Origin of the sequence: Giesbergeria sinuosa, from assembly GCF_042652905.1 — a bacterium.
Taxonomy (GTDB): Bacteria; Pseudomonadota; Gammaproteobacteria; order Burkholderiales; family Burkholderiaceae_C; genus Simplicispira; species Simplicispira sinuosa.
In genome coordinates, this window is record NZ_JBHSHJ010000006.1 from 80,756 (window position 1) to 100,841 (window position 20,086).

The 20,086-nt window shown below is 58.0% G+C and carries 19 protein-coding genes; 14 read left to right on the forward strand and 5 right to left on the reverse strand.

Annotated features, from left to right (window positions below; translation table 11 throughout):
* Positions 1-5: 5 nt before the first annotated feature.
* Positions 6-1,571, reverse strand: a complete 1,566-nt coding sequence (murJ, locus tag ACFO6X_RS09255) for a murein biosynthesis integral membrane protein MurJ (RefSeq protein ID WP_382432291.1) — start codon at positions 1,569-1,571, stop codon at positions 6-8.
* 94 nt (positions 1,572-1,665) lie between these two features.
* On the opposite strand from murJ, the gene rpsT reads away from it, so the two are divergent.
* Positions 1,666-1,965, forward strand: a complete 300-nt coding sequence (gene rpsT, locus ACFO6X_RS09260; RefSeq protein ID WP_091454156.1) for a 30S ribosomal protein S20 — start codon at positions 1,666-1,668, stop codon at positions 1,963-1,965.
* A 98-nt stretch (positions 1,966-2,063) separates the two neighbouring features.
* On the opposite strand, the gene ACFO6X_RS09265 is transcribed toward rpsT, so the two are convergent.
* A complete protein-coding gene (locus ACFO6X_RS09265; RefSeq protein WP_382432293.1) occupies positions 2,064-2,396 on the reverse strand; it encodes a DUF3579 domain-containing protein in 333 nt (110 codons plus the stop codon).
* A gap of 217 nt (positions 2,397-2,613) precedes the next feature.
* Between ACFO6X_RS09265 and ACFO6X_RS09270 the strand changes: the two genes are divergently transcribed.
* From ACFO6X_RS09270 to ACFO6X_RS09290, 5 genes are all read left to right on the forward strand, one after another.
* The gene (locus ACFO6X_RS09270; RefSeq protein ID WP_382432295.1) at positions 2,614-3,810 is read left to right on the forward strand and encodes an aspartate aminotransferase family protein; all 1,197 of its coding nucleotides are present in this window, start codon (positions 2,614-2,616) and stop codon (positions 3,808-3,810) included.
* Between the two features lie 7 nt (positions 3,811-3,817).
* Positions 3,818-4,741, forward strand: coding sequence for an ornithine carbamoyltransferase (gene argF / locus ACFO6X_RS09275; protein WP_382432297.1), 924 nt, complete (start codon positions 3,818-3,820; stop codon positions 4,739-4,741).
* A complete protein-coding gene (locus ACFO6X_RS09280; protein WP_382432299.1) occupies positions 4,738-5,058 on the forward strand; it encodes a YkgJ family cysteine cluster protein in 321 nt (106 codons plus the stop codon). The genes argF and ACFO6X_RS09280 overlap by 4 nt, the downstream gene beginning before the upstream one ends.
* 5 nt (positions 5,059-5,063) lie before the next feature.
* On the forward strand, positions 5,064-5,729 hold the full coding sequence (gene kynB, locus ACFO6X_RS09285) for an arylformamidase (protein ID WP_382432301.1): 666 nt from the start codon (positions 5,064-5,066) through the stop codon (positions 5,727-5,729).
* Positions 5,730-5,959: 230 nt separating this feature from the next.
* Entirely contained in the window at positions 5,960-8,581 is a 2,622-nt protein-coding gene (locus ACFO6X_RS09290) for an EAL domain-containing protein (RefSeq protein WP_382432303.1), read from the forward strand.
* A gap of 20 nt (positions 8,582-8,601) precedes the next feature.
* On the opposite strand, the gene ACFO6X_RS09295 is transcribed toward ACFO6X_RS09290, so the two are convergent.
* Positions 8,602-9,567, reverse strand: a complete 966-nt coding sequence (locus tag ACFO6X_RS09295) for a threo-3-hydroxy-L-aspartate ammonia-lyase (RefSeq protein ID WP_382432305.1) — start codon at positions 9,565-9,567, stop codon at positions 8,602-8,604.
* A gap of 159 nt (positions 9,568-9,726) precedes the next feature.
* Positions 9,727-10,530 carry a glycine-rich domain-containing protein gene (locus ACFO6X_RS09300; RefSeq protein WP_382432307.1) on the reverse strand — a complete coding sequence of 268 codons (804 nt, stop codon included), beginning with the start codon at positions 10,528-10,530 and terminating at the stop codon, positions 9,727-9,729.
* 146 nt (positions 10,531-10,676) lie between these two features.
* On the opposite strand from ACFO6X_RS09300, the gene ACFO6X_RS09305 reads away from it, so the two are divergent.
* The 8 genes from ACFO6X_RS09305 (at position 10,677) to ACFO6X_RS09340 (ending at position 18,895) form a co-directional block, all read left to right on the forward strand.
* A complete protein-coding gene (locus tag ACFO6X_RS09305; protein WP_382432309.1) occupies positions 10,677-11,396 on the forward strand; it encodes a YebC/PmpR family DNA-binding transcriptional regulator in 720 nt (239 codons plus the stop codon).
* Complete coding sequence (purD, locus tag ACFO6X_RS09310; RefSeq protein ID WP_382432311.1) at positions 11,393-12,676, forward strand: phosphoribosylamine--glycine ligase; 1,284 nt, start codon at positions 11,393-11,395, stop codon at positions 12,674-12,676. The genes ACFO6X_RS09305 and purD overlap by 4 nt, the downstream gene beginning before the upstream one ends.
* Complete coding sequence (gene hemF / locus ACFO6X_RS09315) at positions 12,673-13,626, forward strand: oxygen-dependent coproporphyrinogen oxidase (protein ID WP_382432313.1); 954 nt, start codon at positions 12,673-12,675, stop codon at positions 13,624-13,626. Before purD ends, hemF begins: the two co-directional genes overlap by 4 nt.
* Before the next feature lie 180 nt (positions 13,627-13,806).
* The gene (gene rsfS / locus ACFO6X_RS09320; protein WP_382432315.1) at positions 13,807-14,601 is read left to right on the forward strand and encodes a ribosome silencing factor; all 795 of its coding nucleotides are present in this window, start codon (positions 13,807-13,809) and stop codon (positions 14,599-14,601) included.
* A gap of 13 nt (positions 14,602-14,614) precedes the next feature.
* Positions 14,615-15,082, forward strand: a complete 468-nt coding sequence (gene rlmH / locus ACFO6X_RS09325; RefSeq protein ID WP_091457947.1) for a 23S rRNA (pseudouridine(1915)-N(3))-methyltransferase RlmH — start codon at positions 14,615-14,617, stop codon at positions 15,080-15,082.
* 32 nt (positions 15,083-15,114) lie between these two features.
* A complete protein-coding gene (locus ACFO6X_RS09330; protein WP_382432317.1) occupies positions 15,115-15,735 on the forward strand; it encodes a Maf family protein in 621 nt (206 codons plus the stop codon).
* Positions 15,736-15,783: 48 nt separating this feature from the next.
* Positions 15,784-17,259, forward strand: coding sequence for a ribonuclease G (gene rng / locus ACFO6X_RS09335; protein ID WP_382432506.1), 1,476 nt, complete (start codon positions 15,784-15,786; stop codon positions 17,257-17,259).
* A 55-nt stretch (positions 17,260-17,314) separates the two neighbouring features.
* Entirely contained in the window at positions 17,315-18,895 is a 1,581-nt protein-coding gene (locus tag ACFO6X_RS09340) for a diguanylate cyclase domain-containing protein (protein ID WP_382432319.1), read from the forward strand.
* On the opposite strand, the gene ACFO6X_RS09345 is transcribed toward ACFO6X_RS09340, so the two are convergent.
* Positions 18,892-20,079 (reverse strand): pyridoxal phosphate-dependent aminotransferase, encoded by a 1,188-nt coding sequence (locus ACFO6X_RS09345; RefSeq protein ID WP_382432321.1) that lies wholly within the window; start codon positions 20,077-20,079, stop codon positions 18,892-18,894. The two genes, ACFO6X_RS09340 and ACFO6X_RS09345, sit on opposite strands and share 4 nt — an antisense overlap.
* Between the last annotated feature and the right edge of the window lie 7 nt (positions 20,080-20,086).

Sequence of the window (20,086 nt, forward strand, 5' to 3'; positions counted from 1 at the left end):
TGGGCTCAGCGGCGCAAAGTTTGGCGCAGGTTCAAACCCGCCAGCCGCAAGCAGCCAAAATACAGCACCACGGCCCCCACCAGCAGCAAGGCCAGCAGGCCTGCCCGCTCTAAGCTGTGGCTGCGCAGAGCAATCCAATCAAAATGGCTGCTGGCCCAAAGTAAAAAAGCGGCCAGCAAGGTACTGGCTGCACCCACTTGCAAGCTGTAGCGCCCCCAACCCGGTTGGGGGCAATAGCTGCCTCGGCGCAACAAGCCGATCAACAACCACAACGCATTCACCAAAGCGCCCAAACCAATCGACAAGGCCAAACCGGTATGGGCCAACAGTGGCACCAAAGCCAAATTGAGCAATTGGGTAATCAACAGCACAACCACTGCAATCTTGACAGGGGTGCGGATGTCTTGGCTAGCGTAATACCCCGGAGCCAATACTTTGATGGCAACCAACCCCAACAGCCCAGCGCCATAGCCAGTCAGGGCCAAGGCAATTTGCTGCACATCGCTGTCTTTGAGAGCACCATAGTGGAACAAAGTAGCCACCAGCGGCTGGGCAAAAGCCAGCAAACCAATCGCACAAGGTACTGCTAACAACACCACAATACGCAAGCCCCAATCCAACATGGCCGAATAGTGCTGCGTATCACCTGCCGCTTTGGCAGCAGCCAGTTGTGGCGTAAGCACTACGCCCAAGGCCACACCCAACAGGGCGGTGGGAAACTCCATCAGCCGATCGGCATAGAACAACCAAGTAACACTGCCAGGGGCCAGATACGAGGCAATTTGTGTGTTAATCATCAAGGAGATTTGCGCCACACTCACGCCCAGCAGGGCAGGAGCCATCAAGCGCAAAATGCGGCGCACGCCCTCATCTTGCCCGGCTTGGCGCAAGGCACGCCAAGTGATGCCAATGCGCGGCAACAAGCCCAAGCGGTACAACACCGGCACTTGCACGGCCAGCTGCAACACGCCACCCAGCATCACGCCAGCGGCCATCGCATAAATGGGCTCTATGCCCTGCGCCTTGAGCAGTGGTGCCCCCAACCAGGCGGCCAAAATCATGCATAAATTGAGCAACACAGGCGTGGCCGCTGGCACGGCAAACCGCTTCCAGGTGTTGAGCACCCCGGCAGAAAGCGCCACCAGCGACATACAACCAATGTAGGGGAACATCCAGCGCGTCATGTCTACGGCAGCATCAAAACCCTCGCCGGTTTGGCGCAAGCCACTGGCCAGCAGCCACACCAAAATCGGCGCACCCACCACCCCTAGAATGCAAACCAACACCAACACCCACGCCAGCACGGTGGCGACATGGTCAATGAGTTGGCGCGTAGCCTCTTCGCCATGTTGCGTTTTGGCCGTAGCCAACACCGGCACAAAGGCTTGGCTGAACGCCCCCTCGGCAAACAAACGTCTGAACAAATTGGGGATGCGAAAAGCAACATTAAAGGCATCGGTGAGCGCGCTAGCGCCAAACATCGAGGCCATGATGAGATCGCGTGCCAACCCCGTGATGCGCGAGGCCAGGGTTAGCAGAGAAACGGTAGAGGCGGCTTTGAACAGTGACACAGCGCCAGTGTATGCGCTGGCGGGGTGATTGGAATGGCTGGGTTACAATCGCGGGCTTTGCTGGCATCATCCTCGAACACAAGGAATACACACAATGGCATCCGCTAAACCCAAGAAAAAGAACCCCCGTCTGGCATCCGGTCGCAAGCGCGTCCGCCAAGACACCAAACTGAACGCCGCCAATACCTCGCTGCGTTCTAAGTACCGTACCGCTGTCAAGAACGTCGAAAAGGCTGTTCTGGCTGGCGACAAAACCAAGGCTGCCGAACTGTTTGCCAAGATGCAATCTGTGGTGGACAACGTGGCCGACAAGGGCATCTTCCACAAGAACAAGGCCGCTCGCGACAAGAGCCGTCTGTCTGCCAAGGTCAAGGCCCTGGCACTGGCCGCCTGAGCCTCATCAGGCAAATCGCACAGATGGGCACAGCCCATCTGCCGTTTGCACTGGGTGCGCTGTTAGCAAAATGAAAAAACCGCCTTTGGGCGGTTTTTTTATGGGCGCTTAGAAGAGCCAGAGGGGGGATCGGGCAACAGGCAAGCCTCTGCCACCTGCAACTCGTTGTCGCGGGCAAAGTTCATGACAAAGTCCCAGGCCATAGGCTCGTGGTCACGCAGGGCGCGATTGACAATGACGCATTTGACGCCGTGGATCACCGTAGGTACGCACCAAGGTGAGTAACTGAGGTGACTACCAGGTTGGGCACCGCCGGGACGAAACTGGCTCATGACTCCGGCGAGGCGTTCAGCCCAGTCGCTGGGGCGAAAAGTTCTTCCGCTGTGGGTGATGCCCTGAATGAAAACCTCTTGGGTGGAAGGAGAAGCCATCTGGGTAAAGGAAGGATAGTGAAACGGTCGGTGCAGGATCGCTGCGGGCAACGCCGTGGTGCGTGATTCTAACTCTTATATAAGAGATAAGAGTTTCCACGGGTTATGGCAGATTGCACGCAACAGCCGTGCCAGACATTTTGCGCCACTAGAATCAGCGTTCTTTGGGGCCGCAAAGGCTTGTGGCCCGTTATCTGCCCTGTCTGGAGATTTCTGCATGACCGCTTTCATTGAGGCCACTTCGCCCCACGTCATGAACACCTATGGCCGTGTGCCCATTGCGCTCTCGCACGGTCAGGGCTGCCACGTTTGGGACGTGAACGAAAAGCTCTATCTGGACGCCCTGGCGGGCATTGCCGTCAATACTTTGGGGCATAACCATCCCAAGCTGGTGTCTGCCTTGCAAGACCAGCTCACCCGCCTCATTCACACGTCCAACTACTACCACGTGCCGCACCAAGAGGCACTGGCTGCCAAGCTGGTGGAGTTGACGGGCATGAGCAATGCCTTTTTCTGTAATTCAGGGCTGGAGGCCAACGAGGCCGCGCTCAAAATTGCCCGCAAATACGGACACGACAAGGGTATTGAACGTGCCGAGGTGGTGGTTTATGAAAAAGCCTTTCATGGCCGCTCCATTGCCACCCTGTCGGCTACCGGCAATCCCAAAATCCAGGCGGGTTTTGCACCACTGGTCGAGGGTTTTGTGCGTGTACCCAAAGACGACATCGAAGCCTTGAAGCAGGCCACCGATGGCAACCCCAACATCACAGCGGTATTTTTGGAAACCATTCAAGGCGAGGGTGGTCTGCACCCAATGCGCTTAGAGTACCTGCAACAGGTGCGCCAGCTTTGCGATGAGCGCGGCTGGTTGCTGATGATTGACGAAGTGCAAACTGGCGTGGGCCGCACGGGCAAGTGGTTTGCCCACCAATGGGCGGGCATTGTGCCCGATGTGATGACGCTGGCCAAAGGCCTGGGTTCTGGTGTGCCGGTGGGTGCAGTGGTGGCTGGCCCCAAGGCCGCCCAAGTATTGCAGCCAGGCAACCACGGCAGCACCTTTGGCGGCAACCCACTGGCAATGCGTGCCGGGCTCGAAACCCTGCGCATCATCGAAGAAGATGATTTACTGAAAAATGCCACCCAAGTAGGCGCCTATCTCCAAGAAAGCCTGCAACAGGCGCTGGGCCATGTAGAGGGTGTGAACGATGTGCGGGGCATGGGCCTGATGATTGGCATTGAGCTGGCCAAACCCTGCGGTGCCTTGGTAGGGGTGGCTGCAGATTCGGGGCTGCTCATCAGCGTCACGGCCGACAGCGTGATTCGTCTCGTGCCTCCACTGATCCTGACTGAAGGTGAAGCCGATCTGATCGTTGCCCTCCTGACCCCCTTGGTCAAAGCCTTCTTGGCTGCTTGAGAACCCGATGAAACATTACCTGCAATTCAACGACCTGGACACTGACGAGTACGCCTATCTGTTTGAGCGTGCCGCCCTGATCAAACACAAGTTCAAAGCCTACGAAAAGCACCGCCCACTGGTGGATCGCACGCTGGCGATGATTTTTGAAAAGGCCAGCACCCGCACCCGTGTCAGTTTTGAGGCGGGCATGTACCAGATGGGTGGCAGCGTGGTGCATTTGACCACTGGCGACAGCCAATTGGGCCGGGCCGAGCCGATTGAGGATTCGGCGCGTGTCATTAGCCGCATGGTCGATCTGGTGATGATTCGTACTTTTGAGCAGACCAAAATTGAACGCTTTGCCGCACATTCGCGGGTGCCAGTGATCAATGGCCTGACCAACGAGTTTCACCCCTGCCAGATCTTGGCAGACATCTTCACCTTTATTGAGCACCGGGGCAGCATTGCTGGTAAAACCGTGGCCTGGGTGGGCGATGGCAACAATATGGCCAATACGTGGTTACAAGCAGCCCAGTTGTTGGGCTTCAAAGTGCATGTGAGCACGCCGCGTGGCTACGAAGTAGATGAGCAACTGGCGGTGGGAGCCAACGGGGCCAGCGCAGGCAGTTACGAATTTTTTAGCAACCCGCTCGATGCCTGCCGAGGTGCTGACTTGGTCACCACCGATGTTTGGACGAGTATGGGCTATGAGGCCGAAAACGAGGCACGCAAGACAGCCTTTGCCGATTGGTGCGTCAATGCCGAGATGATGGCACTGGCCCAGCCCGACGCCCTGTTTATGCACTGCTTGCCCGCACACCGCGGCGAAGAAGTGACCGCAGAGGTGATTGACGGCCCACAATCTGTGGTGTGGGATGAGGCAGAAAACCGTATGCATGTGCAAAAGGCGTTGATGGAGTATTTGCTGTTGGGACGCCAGAGCGAATGAGCCATCCCTGCCTAAGCTGTGGTGCCTGCTGCGCGAGTTTTCGCGTAGATTTCTCGGTACACGAATTGCAGGAGCGTGGAGGTACGGTGCCCGATGGGCTGGTCGTGGAGGTGAACGCCAGCCTGTGCCGCATGCGTGGCACCGACCATTTGCAGGTGCGCTGCGCAGCACTGACCGGCAAGATCGGCCAGCAAGTGGCTTGCGGTATTTACGAGTGGCGGCCTTCGCCCTGCCGCGAGTTTGCCGCTGGCGACTATGCCTGCGACAAGGCCCGCCAACGCCACGGCCTGCCCCCTCTGGCAGGCCCAGCGCCCTGACGCACATGGCAGCGTTCCCATTGGAGCCAGATGTGCGCCAACTCTGGGACATTTCGGCCCCAGTGCACCCTGGCAGTCCGGTGTATCCAGGGGATGTGCCTTATTCCCAGCAATGGTGTGCCACGCTTTCTGCGGATTGCCCGGTCAATCTCAGTGCCATGACCTTGTCCCCCCATGTGGGCACCCATGCCGATGCACCTTTGCACTATGCCGCCAACGGGGTGGCAGTGGGTCTGCTGGCGCTGGAGCCTTTTATTGGGCCGTGCCGTGTTATCCATGCCATGCACTGTGGGCCGTTGATCGAGTGGCACCATCTGGCCCATGCGCTCACGGCCCTACCGCCGCGCGTGTTGGTGCGCACTTACCCTCAGGCCCCTACACAGTGGGACGCCGCCCTGACGGCTTTTGCCCCTGAAACACTGGAGCGTTTGGCCGATGCAGGGGTGGTGCTGGTAGGCACCGACAGCGCCAGCATCGATCCAGCAGACAGCACCCAGCTACCTGGCCATCAGGTTTTGTATCGACGCCAACTGCGGGTGCTGGAAAATTTGGTGCTGGATGCTGTATCTGAAGGCGACTATGAACTCATCGCCTTGCCTTTGCGGCTGATAGGTGCCGATGCTTCACCTGTACGGGCTGTGTTGCGCAGCTTGCCCCAAAATAGAGCATGAAACCATTTTTTGGTGCAGATTGGCACCATGATTGTGCGTTTTATGCAGTGCGGGTGTGGCGTGGGTGTTGCTTTTTGGTGGAGTGGTGGATGCGGGGTGGTGCATGGTATGCGGTGTGCTCAAGCTGCGAAGAAAATGCGAGAAATGTTCAAACCGTGTACCGACGATGGTCTCGGCACTGCCACACCATTTCTGCAATGACCACCTGCTCACCATGACAGAGAAAAATCATGAACACGCTTCCATCTGATCGTTCTGTATGGCACTGGTGCAAGGGTTGCGGGTTGCTGGCGTCTTTGCTGTTGTTGCTGGCCTGGGCAGCGGTGACAGCATCTGGGGCGCGGGCAGCCCCCAAAGAAGTGCATGTGGGGGTGTACAACAACCCTCCCAAGATCATGGCTGCTGCCAATAGCCAACCCAGTGGGATTTTGGGTGATCTGTTGCAAGAAATCGCACGCAAAGAGGGTTGGCTGTTGCGGCCTGTGCATTGCACTTGGGAGGCTTGCTTGGCGGCCCTGGAGTCTGGTGATATTGATTTGATGCCAGATGTGGCCTACAGCGAACAACGGGCCACCTCGTTGGACTTTCACCAAACCCCCGCTTTGCACAGTTGGTCACAGATTTACCGGCGCGACGGCGTGGTGCTGCATTCAATGCTCGATCTGCAAGGCAAGCGCCTGACCGTGCTGGCAGGGTCTGTGCAAGAAGAGTACCTTCGCACCTTGCTCGCCAGCTTTGGCGTGCAGACACACCTGATTCCAGCGCAAAATTTTGAGCAGGCATTCTCCAAGGTGGCTGCCGGTGAAGCCGATGCGGCTGCCGTCAATTATCACTTTGGCGATCAAGCCGCCCACCAGTTTCGGCTACAGCCGACCAGCCTGATTTTTTTGCCCTCTAAGCTCTACTACGCCACCCGCAAGGGCCGCAATGCCGACCTGCTGGCCGCACTAGACACCCACTTGGCCGCTTGGCAGGCCAATCCTGATTCGTTCTATTTTCAGAATCTCAAGCACTGGAGTGGTCAAAAAACACCATCGACCATACCCGTAGCCTTCTGGTGGGGACTGAGTGCTGTGGCGGCGCTTTTGCTATTGGCCTTGGCGGGCGTACTGCTGTTGCGCCGCGAGGTAGCCCGCCAAACATACAACCTGCGTGCCAGTGAAGAAAAGCTCTCTACTATTCTCAACAGCATTGAAGCCCATGTTTTTATCAAAGACCCGCAATTGCGCTACCAATATGCCAACCGCAAACTGTGTGAGTTTTTGGGCCTGTCTGTAGAGCAGATTCTGGGCAAAACCGATGAGGCCTTTTTTGATCCGGCCACCGCAGCCCGGATTCGAGAAGTTGATGAGTTGGTGCTGGAGTCGGGCCAGCGGCTGGTGAAGGAGGAATTTGGGCACAAATTGGGGCAGTCCAAAAAACATACGTTCTTGTCCGTGAAGCTGCCATTGGGTCTGCCAGGGCAGGAGGGATACACCCTGTGTGGTATTTCAACCGAAATCACCGAACAGCGGCAATTTATCGAAGAAATCCATCAATTGGCTTTTTACGATCCCCTCACCCACCTGCCCAACCGCAAGCAATTGATGGAACGCTTGCAACAATGGTTGAATGAGCCACATACGCACCAAGGCAGCCATGCGCTGCTGCTGATCAACCTCGACAACTTCAAAGATCTGAACGACACCCACGGGCACAGTGCAGGAGATCAGTTGTTGCAACAAGTTGCCCAGCGCCTGACCGCTTGCGCCCGCCCCGGTGACATGGTGGCCCGCTTGGGCAGTGACGAATTTGCCCTGCTGATGGGCGAACACAAACCCCAAGTGGCCAGCACCCAACACCAGATTGAATACGCTGCCACACATATTCTGAAAGCCCTGTCAGAGACCCCCTACCCTATTGGCACCTTGGAATACCGTGCGTCGGCAGGCATTGGCATTGCAGTGCTCGACAGCCGCCAGCTCTCGGTAGAAGCCATTCTGAAACATGCCGATCTGGCATTGTTTCAGGCCAAAGCCCAAGGACGCAACAATCTGCGCTTTTTCAAGCCTGATATGGAAGTGGTGGTGGCCGCCCGCGCTGCACTGGAAGCCGATCTGCGCGAAGGCTTGGCCCGCGAACAGTTTTTGCTCTATTACCAGCCCCAGGTGGACAGCCAGCACCGCATGTTTGGTGTAGAGGCGTTGGTGCGCTGGCAGCATCCGCAGCGTGGGCTGGTCGCCCCTGGCAGCTTTATTGGTTTGGCAGAAGCCTCGGGGCTGATCGAACCACTGGGGCTGTGGATTTTGCGCACAGCCTGTATGCAAATCAGGCGCTGGAGCAACCATTCAGACACAGCGCATCTGCAAATTGCTGTCAACATCAGCGCCCACCAATTACACCATCCCCGGTTTGTAGAGCAGGTGGTCGGTATTTTGCAAGAGACCGGCGCCAACCCCAACCGACTTGAGCTGGAGTTGACCGAAAGCCAACTGGTAGAGGACATGGAGGGTGCTATCGCCAAAATGCAAACCCTCAAGGGCCAGGGCGTACAGCTGTCGCTGGATGATTTTGGCACCGGGTATTCTTCGCTCAACCACCTCAAACGCCTGCCCTTAGACCAGCTCAAAATTGACCAATCATTCGTGCGCGATTTGTTGATCGATGCCAATGACCTGTCCATCGTCAAGGCCATTGTGGGTATGGGGCACAGTCTGCACCTGTCGGTGTTGGCCGAAGGGGTGGAAACCCAAGAGCAACGCAATATGTTGGAGCAGCTCGGTTGTGTGCTCTACCAAGGTTACTGGTTTGGCCGCCCCATGCCGGTAGAACAATTGCAGGATTGGCGCAGCCCTACTGTCTCAGGCGGCTAAGCCTTAGGGCCGCAGTTTGCTTAATCGGCCAAGAACCGAGCATAACGGGCCATGTCAACATTGCCCCCACTGATGAGGATGCCTACACGCTTGCCCTGAATATCCAAGCCACCGTGGCGGGCGCCTGCAATGGCCAACGCACCCGTGGGTTCGACCACGATTTTCATTCGTTCAGCAAAGAAGCGCAGGGCGTGCAGGAGCTGTAAATCACTGACCGTGACGATGTCTTGGACATGGGGTTGGAGCAAGCTAAAAACGATTTTGCCCAAGCTCTCGGCTCTGGCCCCATCGGCAATGGTGTGCGGAGGCGCAATTTGCACAATCTGCCCGCTACGCAAAGATTGTTGGGCATCGTTGCCCGCCTCAGGCTCTACCCCCACCAAAATGCAGGACGAGGCGCGGGCCTGAGCAGCGAGCACACTGCCTGCCAACAGACCGCCGCCACCTACGGCAACAAATAGGTAGTCCAGATCTGGAACCTCTTCCAACAGCTCTAAAGCCGCGGTGCCCTGCCCGGCAATCACCTGTTGGTGCTCAGACGGTGGCACCAACGTCATGCCACGTTCTTGGGCAAACTGGCGGCTGAGGGCTTCGCGGTCGGTGGTGTAGCGGTCGTAGGTCACCACTTGGGCACCATAGTGGCGCGTGGCAGCCATTTTGGAAGTAGAGGCATCTTCGGGCATAAACACCACTGCCGGAATGTCCAACAGGCGTGCGGCCAAGGCCACCGCTTGGGCATGGTTGCCCGCTGAGAAGGCCAGCACCCCATGCCGACGCTGCTCGGCATTGAGTTGGGACAAGGCATTGAAAGCGCCGCGAAATTTAAATGATCCTGTGCGCTGCAAACTTTCGCACTTAAAGAACAACTGTGCTCCTAACAAGCGGTCGGCAGTGCTGGAACGCAATACTGGCGTATGGTGTGCCACGCCTTTCAGGCGTGCAGCCGCTTGGATGACATCATCAGGGGTGGGAGCAGTCAGAGGCATTGCAGAATTCTCCATTGCATGGCAGTTCACCCCGGCGGGGCAGATCACATGGCAGGATGGATTATCCTGCAATGAATTGGCCCCATTGCCCATGCAAGCGACTCTTTCAGCTATGGTTTTATGGCCACCAGCATCGGGTGGCAACTCTGGTCAAGCCTTTCAATCACCACCGCAACCACCACCGCCATCCCCATCGCCTCCACCGTCACTGCCCCCATCAGAAGATTCGGCACCACCAAAATCATCGGCCCCCCCATCGTAGCTGGCATCCATAAAGTCAGTACCGCAATAGACGGCACCGCCACTGCCACCCATCTCGTTTTTGCGAGCAATGTCGGTGCAATCGGGCAGATAGAAAAAGCCATTGGCAATACCCAACTGCGCATCCAGCGCAAACAGCAGTGGCAAGCGGGTGGGGGCACGCGGGTCAATATCCTCTTGCCTGCAAGCCCAATACCAAGCCCGGCGCAACCCATCGTTGTGCTTGGCACGCCGTCCTAAGGTCTCGGCGGGCGTATGGTGCAAAAAAACCCCCAACGCACTCTGGCACCAGCCTTGGTAGGCACGGGTATGCAAGATGAACTCGTGCCACAACACATCTACCGCCCGCGATGGCATGGCCACAAACTTTTTGCGGCTGTGCAAACAAGCCAGAAAAAACTGCCGCAGCCCCTGCTCCACCAACTCCGCATCTTTCTGCGCCAGATGCGGATAGGCGTCACGCAACTTGCGTTTGAGAAACTGTGGCAAAGCCGCCTCGCGCACAAAACGTTCGCGTGCTGCCCGCACAATATAGGCCAGCAATGCCCACACCACCATCGTGGCAAACAGGTATAACGCCCATTGTGGCTGTGCAGGCCACCAACCCACCAGCACTCCGGCAGCCGCCCCTAACCAGACCAACGTGCACACCAGCACGCCACGCCGATAGTGATGAATCAGCCGTTGCGTCCACCAGCCCATGGTGCATGCTCCAGTTTTTTCGCTGGCTGCCAAACTGCTCCTATTGGACAGTTGTTTGCCATCAACAAAAGATCGGCCATAGCAAAGAGATAGGCAAAAGTAGAATCGGAGGGTTAGATTAAATCAGGATAGCAAAAGGACTTCCCATGGCCGGACACAGCAAATGGGCGAATATTCAGCACCGCAAGGGCCGCCAGGACGAAAAGCGCGGAAAAATCTGGACCCGCATCATCCGTGAAATTACCGTCGCTGCCCGCGCCGGGGGTGGCGACTTGAGCGCCAACCCGCGTCTGCGCTTGGCTGTAGAAAAAGCCAAGGCAGCCAATATGCCCGCCGACCGCGTCAAATACAACATTGACAAAGCCACCGGCAACCAAGAGGGCGTCAACTACGAAGAAATCCGCTACGAAGGCTACGGCATCGGTGGTGCGGCCATCATCGTTGACACCATGACCGACAACCGCGTGCGCACGGTGGCTGAAGTGCGCCATGCTTTTAGCAAATACGGCGGCAACATGGGCACCGAAGGCTCGGTGGCTTTTCAGTTTAAAAACGTGGGTCAAATCATTTTTGCCCCCGGCACCAACGAAGACAAAGTCATGGAAGTGGCTCTGGATGCAGGGGCAGAGGACGTTGTGACCGACGACGACGGCGCCATCGAGGTGCTGACCTCGCCTGCCGAGTTTGAAGCTGTAAAAAACGCACTAGAAGCGGCGGGCCTCACGCCCGATGCGGCCGATGTCACCATGCGCCCCGACATCACCATCACCCTAGAAGGCGAAGACGCCGCCCGTATGCAAAAACTCCTCGACATCCTTGAAGACCTGGACGATGTCCAAGAGGTCTACCACAACGCTGCATTATGAAAGTTCTTGTCATTGGCGGCGGTGGCCGCGAACACGCCATCGCTTGGAAACTCAGCCAGTCGCCCAAAGTCACGCGCGTTTTTGTCGCGCCTGGCAACGGCGGCACCGCCCTAAATCCCAAGTTTGAAAACCTACCCATCACCGATGTGGTGCAACTGCGTGAATGGGCGCAAGCTGAAAAAATTGGCCTGACCGTGGTCGGCCCCGAAGCGCCGCTGGCCGCTGGTGTGGTCGATGAGTTCCGGGCGCATGGCCTGCGCATTTTTGGCCCCACCAAAGCCGCAGCCCAACTCGAAAGCTCTAAAGCCTTTTCCAAGGCATTTATGCGCCGCCACGGCATCCCCACCGCCGATTACGACACCTTCACCGATCCCGCCGCCGCCCATGCGTTTGTCGATCGATTGGGTGCGCCTATCGTCATCAAGGCCGATGGCTTGGCCGCTGGCAAAGGCGTGGTGGTCGCCATGAACCTGCAAGAAGCCCACGATGCCGTGGACTTTATGCTCGTAGACAACAAATACGGCGTCACGCACAACGCCGGTGGTGCCCGTGTAGTGATCGAGGAATTCCTCGAAGGCGAAGAAGCCAGCTTTATTGTGCTGTGCGATGGCAAAAATGTGGCCGCTCTGGCCACCAGCCAAGACCACAAGCGCCTCAAAGACGGCGACGAAGGCCCCAACACCGGCGGCATGGGTGCCTACTCGCCCGCGCCAGTGGTCACTGCCGATGTGCATGCCCGCGCTATGCGCGAGATCATCATGCCCACCATCCGAGGCATGGAAAAAGATGGCATCCCATTCACCGGCTTTCTGTATGCTGGCTTGATGATTGATGCCCAAGGTCGTCCCAAAACGCTGGAGTTCAACTGCCGCATGGGCGACCCTGAAACCCAACCCATCCTGATGCGCCTCAAGAGCGACATGCTGGATTTGCTCAATGCTGCCGTGGATGGGCGCCTAGACCAGGTAGATCTGCAATGGGATCGCCGCCCAGCATTGGGCGTGGTCATGGCTGCGCACAACTACCCCGAAGACCCGCGCAAGGGCGATGCCATCACGGGCCTGCCTGCCGACCACGACGATGCCATGGTGTTCCATGCTGGCACCACCATGCAAGAGGGCGTCGTGCGCACCAGTGGTGGCCGTGTGCTGTGCGTGACCGTGCTGGCCGACAGTCTGCGCTTGGCCCAAAACCGGGCCTACGACGTGGCCCGTGGCATTCACTTTGACGGCATGCAGTACCGCCGCGACATCGGCCACCGCGCCATCAAAAACCCATGAGTCCAGCCATCAGCCCAACGTTCAACCCCGACAGCACGGTAGCACAGGTGCGCGGCTATTTGGTGGGCCTACAAGCACGCATCATGGATGCGCTTGAGGCCATTGAAGGCCCGCAAGGTGTGCGCTCCGTCATTGACCCTTGGCACAAACCCGAAGGCGAACGCTTGCAGGGCGATGGCATCACCCGCATCATCGAAGGGGGCCGTGTGTTTGAGCGTGCGGGCTGCGGCTTCAGCCATGTGCGCGGGCCACAGTTGCCACCCTCGGCCACGCAGCACCGCCCCGAACTGGCCGGTGCCCCCTTCGAGGCGATGGGGGTGTCGCTGGTGTTTCACCCGCGCAACCCCTATGTGCCCACCGTACACATGAACGTGCGCATGATTGCTGCGGGCCAACCGGGCCAGCCCCCTGTGTGCTGGTTTGGTGGCGGCATGGATCTCACGCCCTACTATGCCTTTGAAGAAGACGCGGTGCATTTCCACCGCAGTTGCCACAATGCGTTGGCCCCGTTTGGCGAAGACAAATACCCACGCTTCAAACAATGGTGTGATGAGTATTTTTTCCTCAAGCACCGCAACGAGCAACGCGGCGTGGGTGGCATCTTCTTTGATGACTTTGCCGAACTCGGGTTTGAGCAAAGTCTGGCTATGACGCAATCCGTGGGTGACGCCTTTTTAGGCGCCTACCTACCCATTGTGGAGCAGCGCCAGCACCTGCCCTATGGTGAACGCGAACGCGAATTCCAGTTGTACCGCCGGGGGCGCTACGTTGAATTCAACCTCGTCTGGGACCGTGGTACCCATTTTGGCCTACAGTCGGGCGGACGCACCGAGTCCATCTTGCTGTCGATGCCACCACACGCATCGTGGGCCTACCAACGCCAAGATGCACCGGGCACCCCCGAGGCTGAATTGACGCAGCATTACTTGGTGCGCCGTCACTGGCTGTAAACCGTGCCCCATGGCCGACCAATGCTGCGCTTTGGTGCCACCCTTGGTGCCAAGCGGCTGCCCTGACTCTGCCCACGTCTTTTTCCTGACACCGCCGCCGCGGGGCCACTGGCCTGATCTGCGGCGGCGCGCTATATTGGGCCTTCCCGATTTTTTTCTTTATTCCAAACATACAACCTGATGACCACCAATACCACCTCGGCCCCCGCTGCCAAAAAAGACGTGACCAAACTCCAGCGCGCCATCGTCGATGGCCTTGAAGACGTCAAGGCACAGGACATCCAGGTTTTCAACACCGAGCATCTGTCACCACTGTTTGAGCGTGTGATCGTGGCATCGGGCACCTCCAACCGCCAAACCAAGGCACTGGCCGCCAGCGTGCGCGATGCCGTGCGCGAAGCAGGCTTTACCAAGCCCCGCACCGAAGGCGAAGACAATGGCGAATGGATCATTGTGGACTGTGGGGCTGCCGTGGTTCACATCATGCAACCCACCATCCGCCAATACTACCGATTGGAAGAGCTGTGGGGTGAAAAACCCGTGCGCCTCAAACTCGGTGCAGCCAAGCCAGTAGCCCCCGCAGCCAAGGTGCCTGCCAAAACGGCCGCCCGCCGGGCAGCCAAAGCACAAGCGGCCACCCCAGAAGACACCCCTGCCACCAAGAAACCCGCCGCGCGCAAAACCAGCCGCAGTGTCGCTGCCACTGCCGAGTCGCCCGTGGCAGCCAAAAAGCCCGCTGCCCGCAAGACAGCCGCTCCCAAGAGCACCTCGGCCAACGCAGCCAGCCCCAGCACGGTGACCAAGGCGCCCGCCAAAAAAGCCCCCAAGAGCACCACTACAGCACCTGCTACTCCCAAGCCAGTCAAGACCGTGGTAGTCAAGCCCCGCGCCGACAAAAAAGCGGCCCCGGCCAAAACCACCGCCGCCAAGAAAGCCCCTGCCCGCAAGGCCGCACCCCGCAGCAAGCCGGAATAAGGAGTCTTGAGCCATGCGCCTGCTGATTGTTGCAGTAGGCCAGCGCGTGCCCGACTGGGCACAAACTGCCTACGACGACTACGCCAAACGCTTTCCGCCAGAGCTTAAGGTGGAACTCAAAGCCGTCAAGACCGAGCCGCGTGGCTCCAAAACGCTAGAAACCCTTTATGCCGCCGAACGCGAACGCATCGAAGCGGCTATTCCACGCGGCACCCGTGTGGTGGCGTTGGACGAACGCGGCACCAACCTGACCACCAAGGCCTTGGCCGAACGGCTCAAAGGCTGGCAGCTGTCGGGCGATGATGTGGCACTGGTGATTGGTGGCCCCGATGGCCTAGACCCAGCCTTTCGGCAAGCGGCGCATGAGCGCATTCGCTTGTCTGATCTGACGTTGCCACATGCCATGGTGCGGGTGCTACTGATTGAGCAGCTCTACCGGGCTTGGTCAGTCAATGCGGGGCATCCTTACCACCGAGAATAGCCCGTTTATCGCCATTTCGCTGGAGCATTGCCATGCCTGCTTTTATTTACTTGGCCTCGCAAAGCCCACGCCGCAGCCAATTGCTAGAGCAACTGGGCATTCAGCACCAATTGCTGCTGGCCCACTCCCCAGACCATCCTGATGAGGCCGAAGATGCCGAGGCATTAGAGGCAGTGCTGCCCGGTGAATCCCCCACGGCCTATGTGCAGCGCGTAACGGCCCTGAAGCTCGATGCCGCCGTGGCCCGCCATGCGCGCCGGGGACTGCCACCGGCCCCCATTTTGTGTGCCGACACCACCGTGGCACGGGGCCGTACCATTTTTGGTAAGCCAGAAGATGCCACACATGCCACGCACATGCTGACACAACTGGCAGGCAGCACCCACCGCGTGCTCACCGCCGTGGCTTTGCAGCACGGTGTACGGCGCTGGAGCACTCTATCGGTGTCTCGCGTGACTTTTGCCGCCATGAGTGCAGAACAGATTGCTGCCTACGTGGCCAGCGGTGAACCTTTGGGCAAGGCAGGAGCCTATGGCATTCAGGGCCGAGCAGCAGCCCATGTACAACACCTGAGCGGCAGTTACTCAGGCATCATGGGCCTGCCACTGTTCGAAACCGCGCAATTGCTGCGTGGTGCCGGATTTTCCCTCTGATCCTTCTCTTTGCCGAGCGCCTGCGGGCGCCCATCTGCCATGCCCAGCCTGCAACAAGACATCCTCATCAACTGGTCACCCCAAGAAACCCGCGTTGCCATTATCGAGAACGGTGCCGTGCAAGAACTGCACTTGGAGCGCCCGCTGGAGCGGGGCTTGGTTGGCAACGTTTACTTGGGCAAAGTAGTACGGGTGCTGCCCGGCATGCAATCGGCTTTTATCGACATTGGGCTGGAACGTGCCGCCTTTTTGCACGTAGCCGACGTTTGGCAACGCCAACCCGATGGAGAACCACCCAGTTTGGCCCGCAAAGGCGAACCACTGGTGCCCATTGAAAAACAAGTTTTTGAAGGCCAGTCACTGATCGTGCAGGTCATTAAAGACCCAATGGGCACCAAGGGTGCCCGCCTGTCCACCCAAATCAGCATTGCCGGACGCTTGCTGGTATTTTTGCCACAAGACGACCACGTCGGCGTTTCACAAAAAATACCCGCTGCCGAGCGCGATGCCTTGCGCAGCCGTTTGCAAGCCTTGGTGGGCACCAAAGAAACCGGCGGTGGCGGCGGTTTTATTCTGCGCACCAACGGCGAAGATGCCAGCGACACCGAACTGGCCGAAGACATTGCCTACCTGCGCAAAACTTGGGCGCGCACCAAAGAAGCCTCGCTCAAGTTGCCCCCCAAATCACTGCTGCTGCAAGACCTAGACCTGTTGCAACGTGTGCTACGCGACTTGGTTGGTGAACACACACACACCATCCGGCTTGACTCTATGGAGCAGTTCCAGCGCCTGCGCGCCTTCGGCCAAGAATTTATGCCTGCGGCCACGGCCAAGTTACAGCATTACAAAGGCGAACGCCCAATCTTTGACCTGTATTCGATTGATGAAGAGATTGCCAGGGCGTTGGGCCGCCGGGTGGATCTCAAGTCGGGCGGCTATTTGATCATTGACCAAACCGAAGCCCTCACCACCGTGGATGTGAACACAGGTGGCTTTGTGGGTGCGCGCAATTTTGACGACACCATCTTCAAGACCAATCTGGAGGCAGCGGGTGCTATTGCCCGCCAACTGCGCCTGCGCAACTTGGGTGGCATCATCATTGTCGATTTTATTGACATGGTGCGCGAAGACCACCAACATGCCGTGCTGGCCGAATTTAAGAAGCAACTAGGCCGCGACCGGGTCAAGACCACTGCCGGGGGCTTCTCGCAATTGGGGCTGGTAGAGATGACACGCAAACGCACCCGAGACTCGCTGGCACACATGCTGTGCGAGCCTTGTCCTTCATGCCAGGGACGGGGAGCCATCAAAACTGCCCGCAGCGTGGCCTACGATATTCTGCGCGAGGCCCGCCAGTTCCATCCACGCGAGTTTCGCGTGGTCGCAGCACCGCAGGTCGTGGAGCTACTACTGGACGAAGAAAGCCAACATCTGGCCGGACTGAGCGACTTCATCGGCAAACCCATTTCGCTGCAAGCAGAAAACGCCATCGGACAAGAACAATACGACATTGTGCTGCTGTGATGCAACCGCAGGCATAAGATGGTGGCCCCGACCTGCCACGACTGTCCTTGCTCCCATGACCAGCCTGCACATTCCCACCATGTTTGTCATGCTCTTCGTGGGCGTGATGGCAATGGCACTGTCGATTGCTTCCGTAGCCTACCGCCGCCAACCAGATTTACAGGTTTTCTCTTGGGGCTTGCTAGCGCAAAGCGTGGGTTATGCCCTCTTCTTTTGGCGCGATCAGGTGTCACCGCTGTTATCAGTGGTCTTGGGCAATATGGCCATCAATGCCGCAATGGCGTTGTATGTTTTGGCGCTGTACCGCTTTCAGGGGCGCAAGGCTCCGCGGGGCTTGGTGGCGATTCCGGTGGTCATCGTGGGGCTGGGCACCTGGTGGCTGGTGGATGCCTACCAAGCTCGCCGGATTCTGTTGTCCTTCATTACCTTGCTACAGTTTGTCCACATGTCGGTGCTGTTGTGGCAGGGGCGTCAGCAGATTGTGGGGCGGGGCAAATACATCTTGGGGTTTGCCGCCGTACTCACCTCCTTGACCATGCTCTATCGGATAGTGGTGACCTTGGCCGGATTAGATTCCGCACAAAAAATCACCGACTCCACTTTGACAGTGATCCTGAGCTTTATGCTGTCGCTACTGGACACGCTGCTGCTGTCGGTGGGGATGCTGGTGATGGCGCAAGAGCGGTCAGAACAGGCCCGTGTAGAAAGTGAGCACCGCTACCGCAAGCTGATTGAGTCGGCCAATGAAGGCATCTGCGTGCTAGAAAACGGCGTGTTGCGCTTTGTCAATCCCAAATTTATAGATTTGTTTGGCTATAGCCGTGACGAACTGCTGGGGCAGTCCATCTTGAGCTTCATCCACCCTGACGACCGCCCACTGGTGTACCAAAACCACCAAAAACGGCTACAGGGCCATGCCGATGACCTGAAATACCCGGCCCGTGTGCTCACCAAAAACCGGGGTGTGCGTTGGATGGAAATCAGTGGTGTGGCCATTGATTGGTGTGACCAACCCTCCACGCTGAACTTCTGCTCCGACATTACCGAACGGCAGCAAATGGACGAACGCATCCGGGCACTGGCCTTCCATGATGCGCTCACGCACCTGCCCAACCGCCGCTTGCTGCACGAGCAGCTGGATCTGGCCATGACAAATAACCAAGGCACCGGCCAGCACAGTGCGGTGGTGTTTATGGACTTGGACAACTTTAAACCGCTGAACGACCGCTATGGTCACCATATAGGCGATCTGCTGCTGATAGAAGTCGCGCAGCGCCTGCGCCAGACCATTCGGGGCAGCGATACCGCAGCCCGTTTGGGTGGCGACGAATTTGTGGTGGTGCTCAATGGTCTGAGCAACCATTGGCCTACCGCCACCGAACAGGCCCGCCATGTGGCAGAAAAGGTGATCCAAGCTCTGTCAGAACCCTACCAGTTGCAAGACACGGATGCACAAGGCCAGCCCACGGTGATTGAACATCGCTGCACGGCCAGTGCAGGTGTGACTTTTTTCTCAGGACATGACACCAGCGCCGAACAGCTGCTAGATCAGGCAGATGCAGCGATGTACCGCGCCAAAGATGCTGGGCGCAATCGCATGGAGTTTTTTCAGCCTCCCCCTGCCGTCATCCCTTAACGGCTGGCACGAAAACATCCCCGCAAACGCTCCAGCGCAGCCCGCAAGGTTTCGTCCCGTTTGGCAAAGCAAAAGCGCACCACGCGCTGGTCAAAGCCATCACCATAAAACGCCGACAGCGGAATAGCCGCCACGCCCACTTCGCGCACCAGCCACTGGCAAAAATCGGCTTCGTTCAAATCACTGACTGCAGAAATATCTACACACTGAAAGTAACTGCCCGTGCTGGGCAACAGGCGCAGGCGGGAGCCTTCAAGCCCTTGACGGAATAAATCACGCTTAGCCTGGTAAACCCTGGGCAATTGCAGATAGGGGGCCGGGTCGCTCATGTAGGCGGCCAAGCCATACTGCATCGGGGTGTTGACGCTAAACACATTGAACTGGTGCACCTTGCGAAACTCAGCCATCAATGCCGCCGGGGCCGCCACCGTGCCCACCTTCCAGCCCGTGACATGGAAGGTTTTGCCAAAACTGGACACCAAAAAAGCCCGTGCCGCCAACCCCGCAAAGAGGGCGGCACTTTCATGCTCGGCACCATCAAACACCATGTGTTCATACACTTCATCACTGATGAGCAGCACATTGGTGGGGGCCAACAACTCTTGCAGCCGTAGCATATCCTGCCGACTCCACACAGTGGCGCTGGGGTTGTGTGGGCTGTTGATGATGAGTGCGCGCGTGCGTGGCGTGATAGCAGCACCGATACGGTCAAAATCAGGGCGAAAACTACCGGGTGTCAAGGGCACGCGCACGGCCACACCACCAGCCAAGGCAATATTGGGCACATAGCTGTCGTAGCAGGGATCAAGCACGATCACTTCATCGCCCGGATGCACCACGGCCAAAATAGCGGTCAAAATGGCTTGTGTAGCCCCAGCAGTGATGGTGATTTCAGTATCGGGGTGGTAGCTGCGCCCATGCAATGCCTCTATTTTGGCGGCCACTGCCTGTCGTAGCAGGGGCACCCCCGCCATCGGCGCATATTGGTTGTGTCCAGCCCGCATCGCTTGGCCGACAGCCTCCAGCAAGGTGGGATCGCAATCAAAATCTGGAAATCCTTGCCCCAAATTAACGGCCCCATGCTCGGCAGCCAATGCCGACATGACCGTGAAAATGGTGGTGCCTACTTGGGGCAGGCGACTGGTTAGTACAGGAGTAGGGTCAGCGGCAAAAGTGGAAGTCATGGCACAC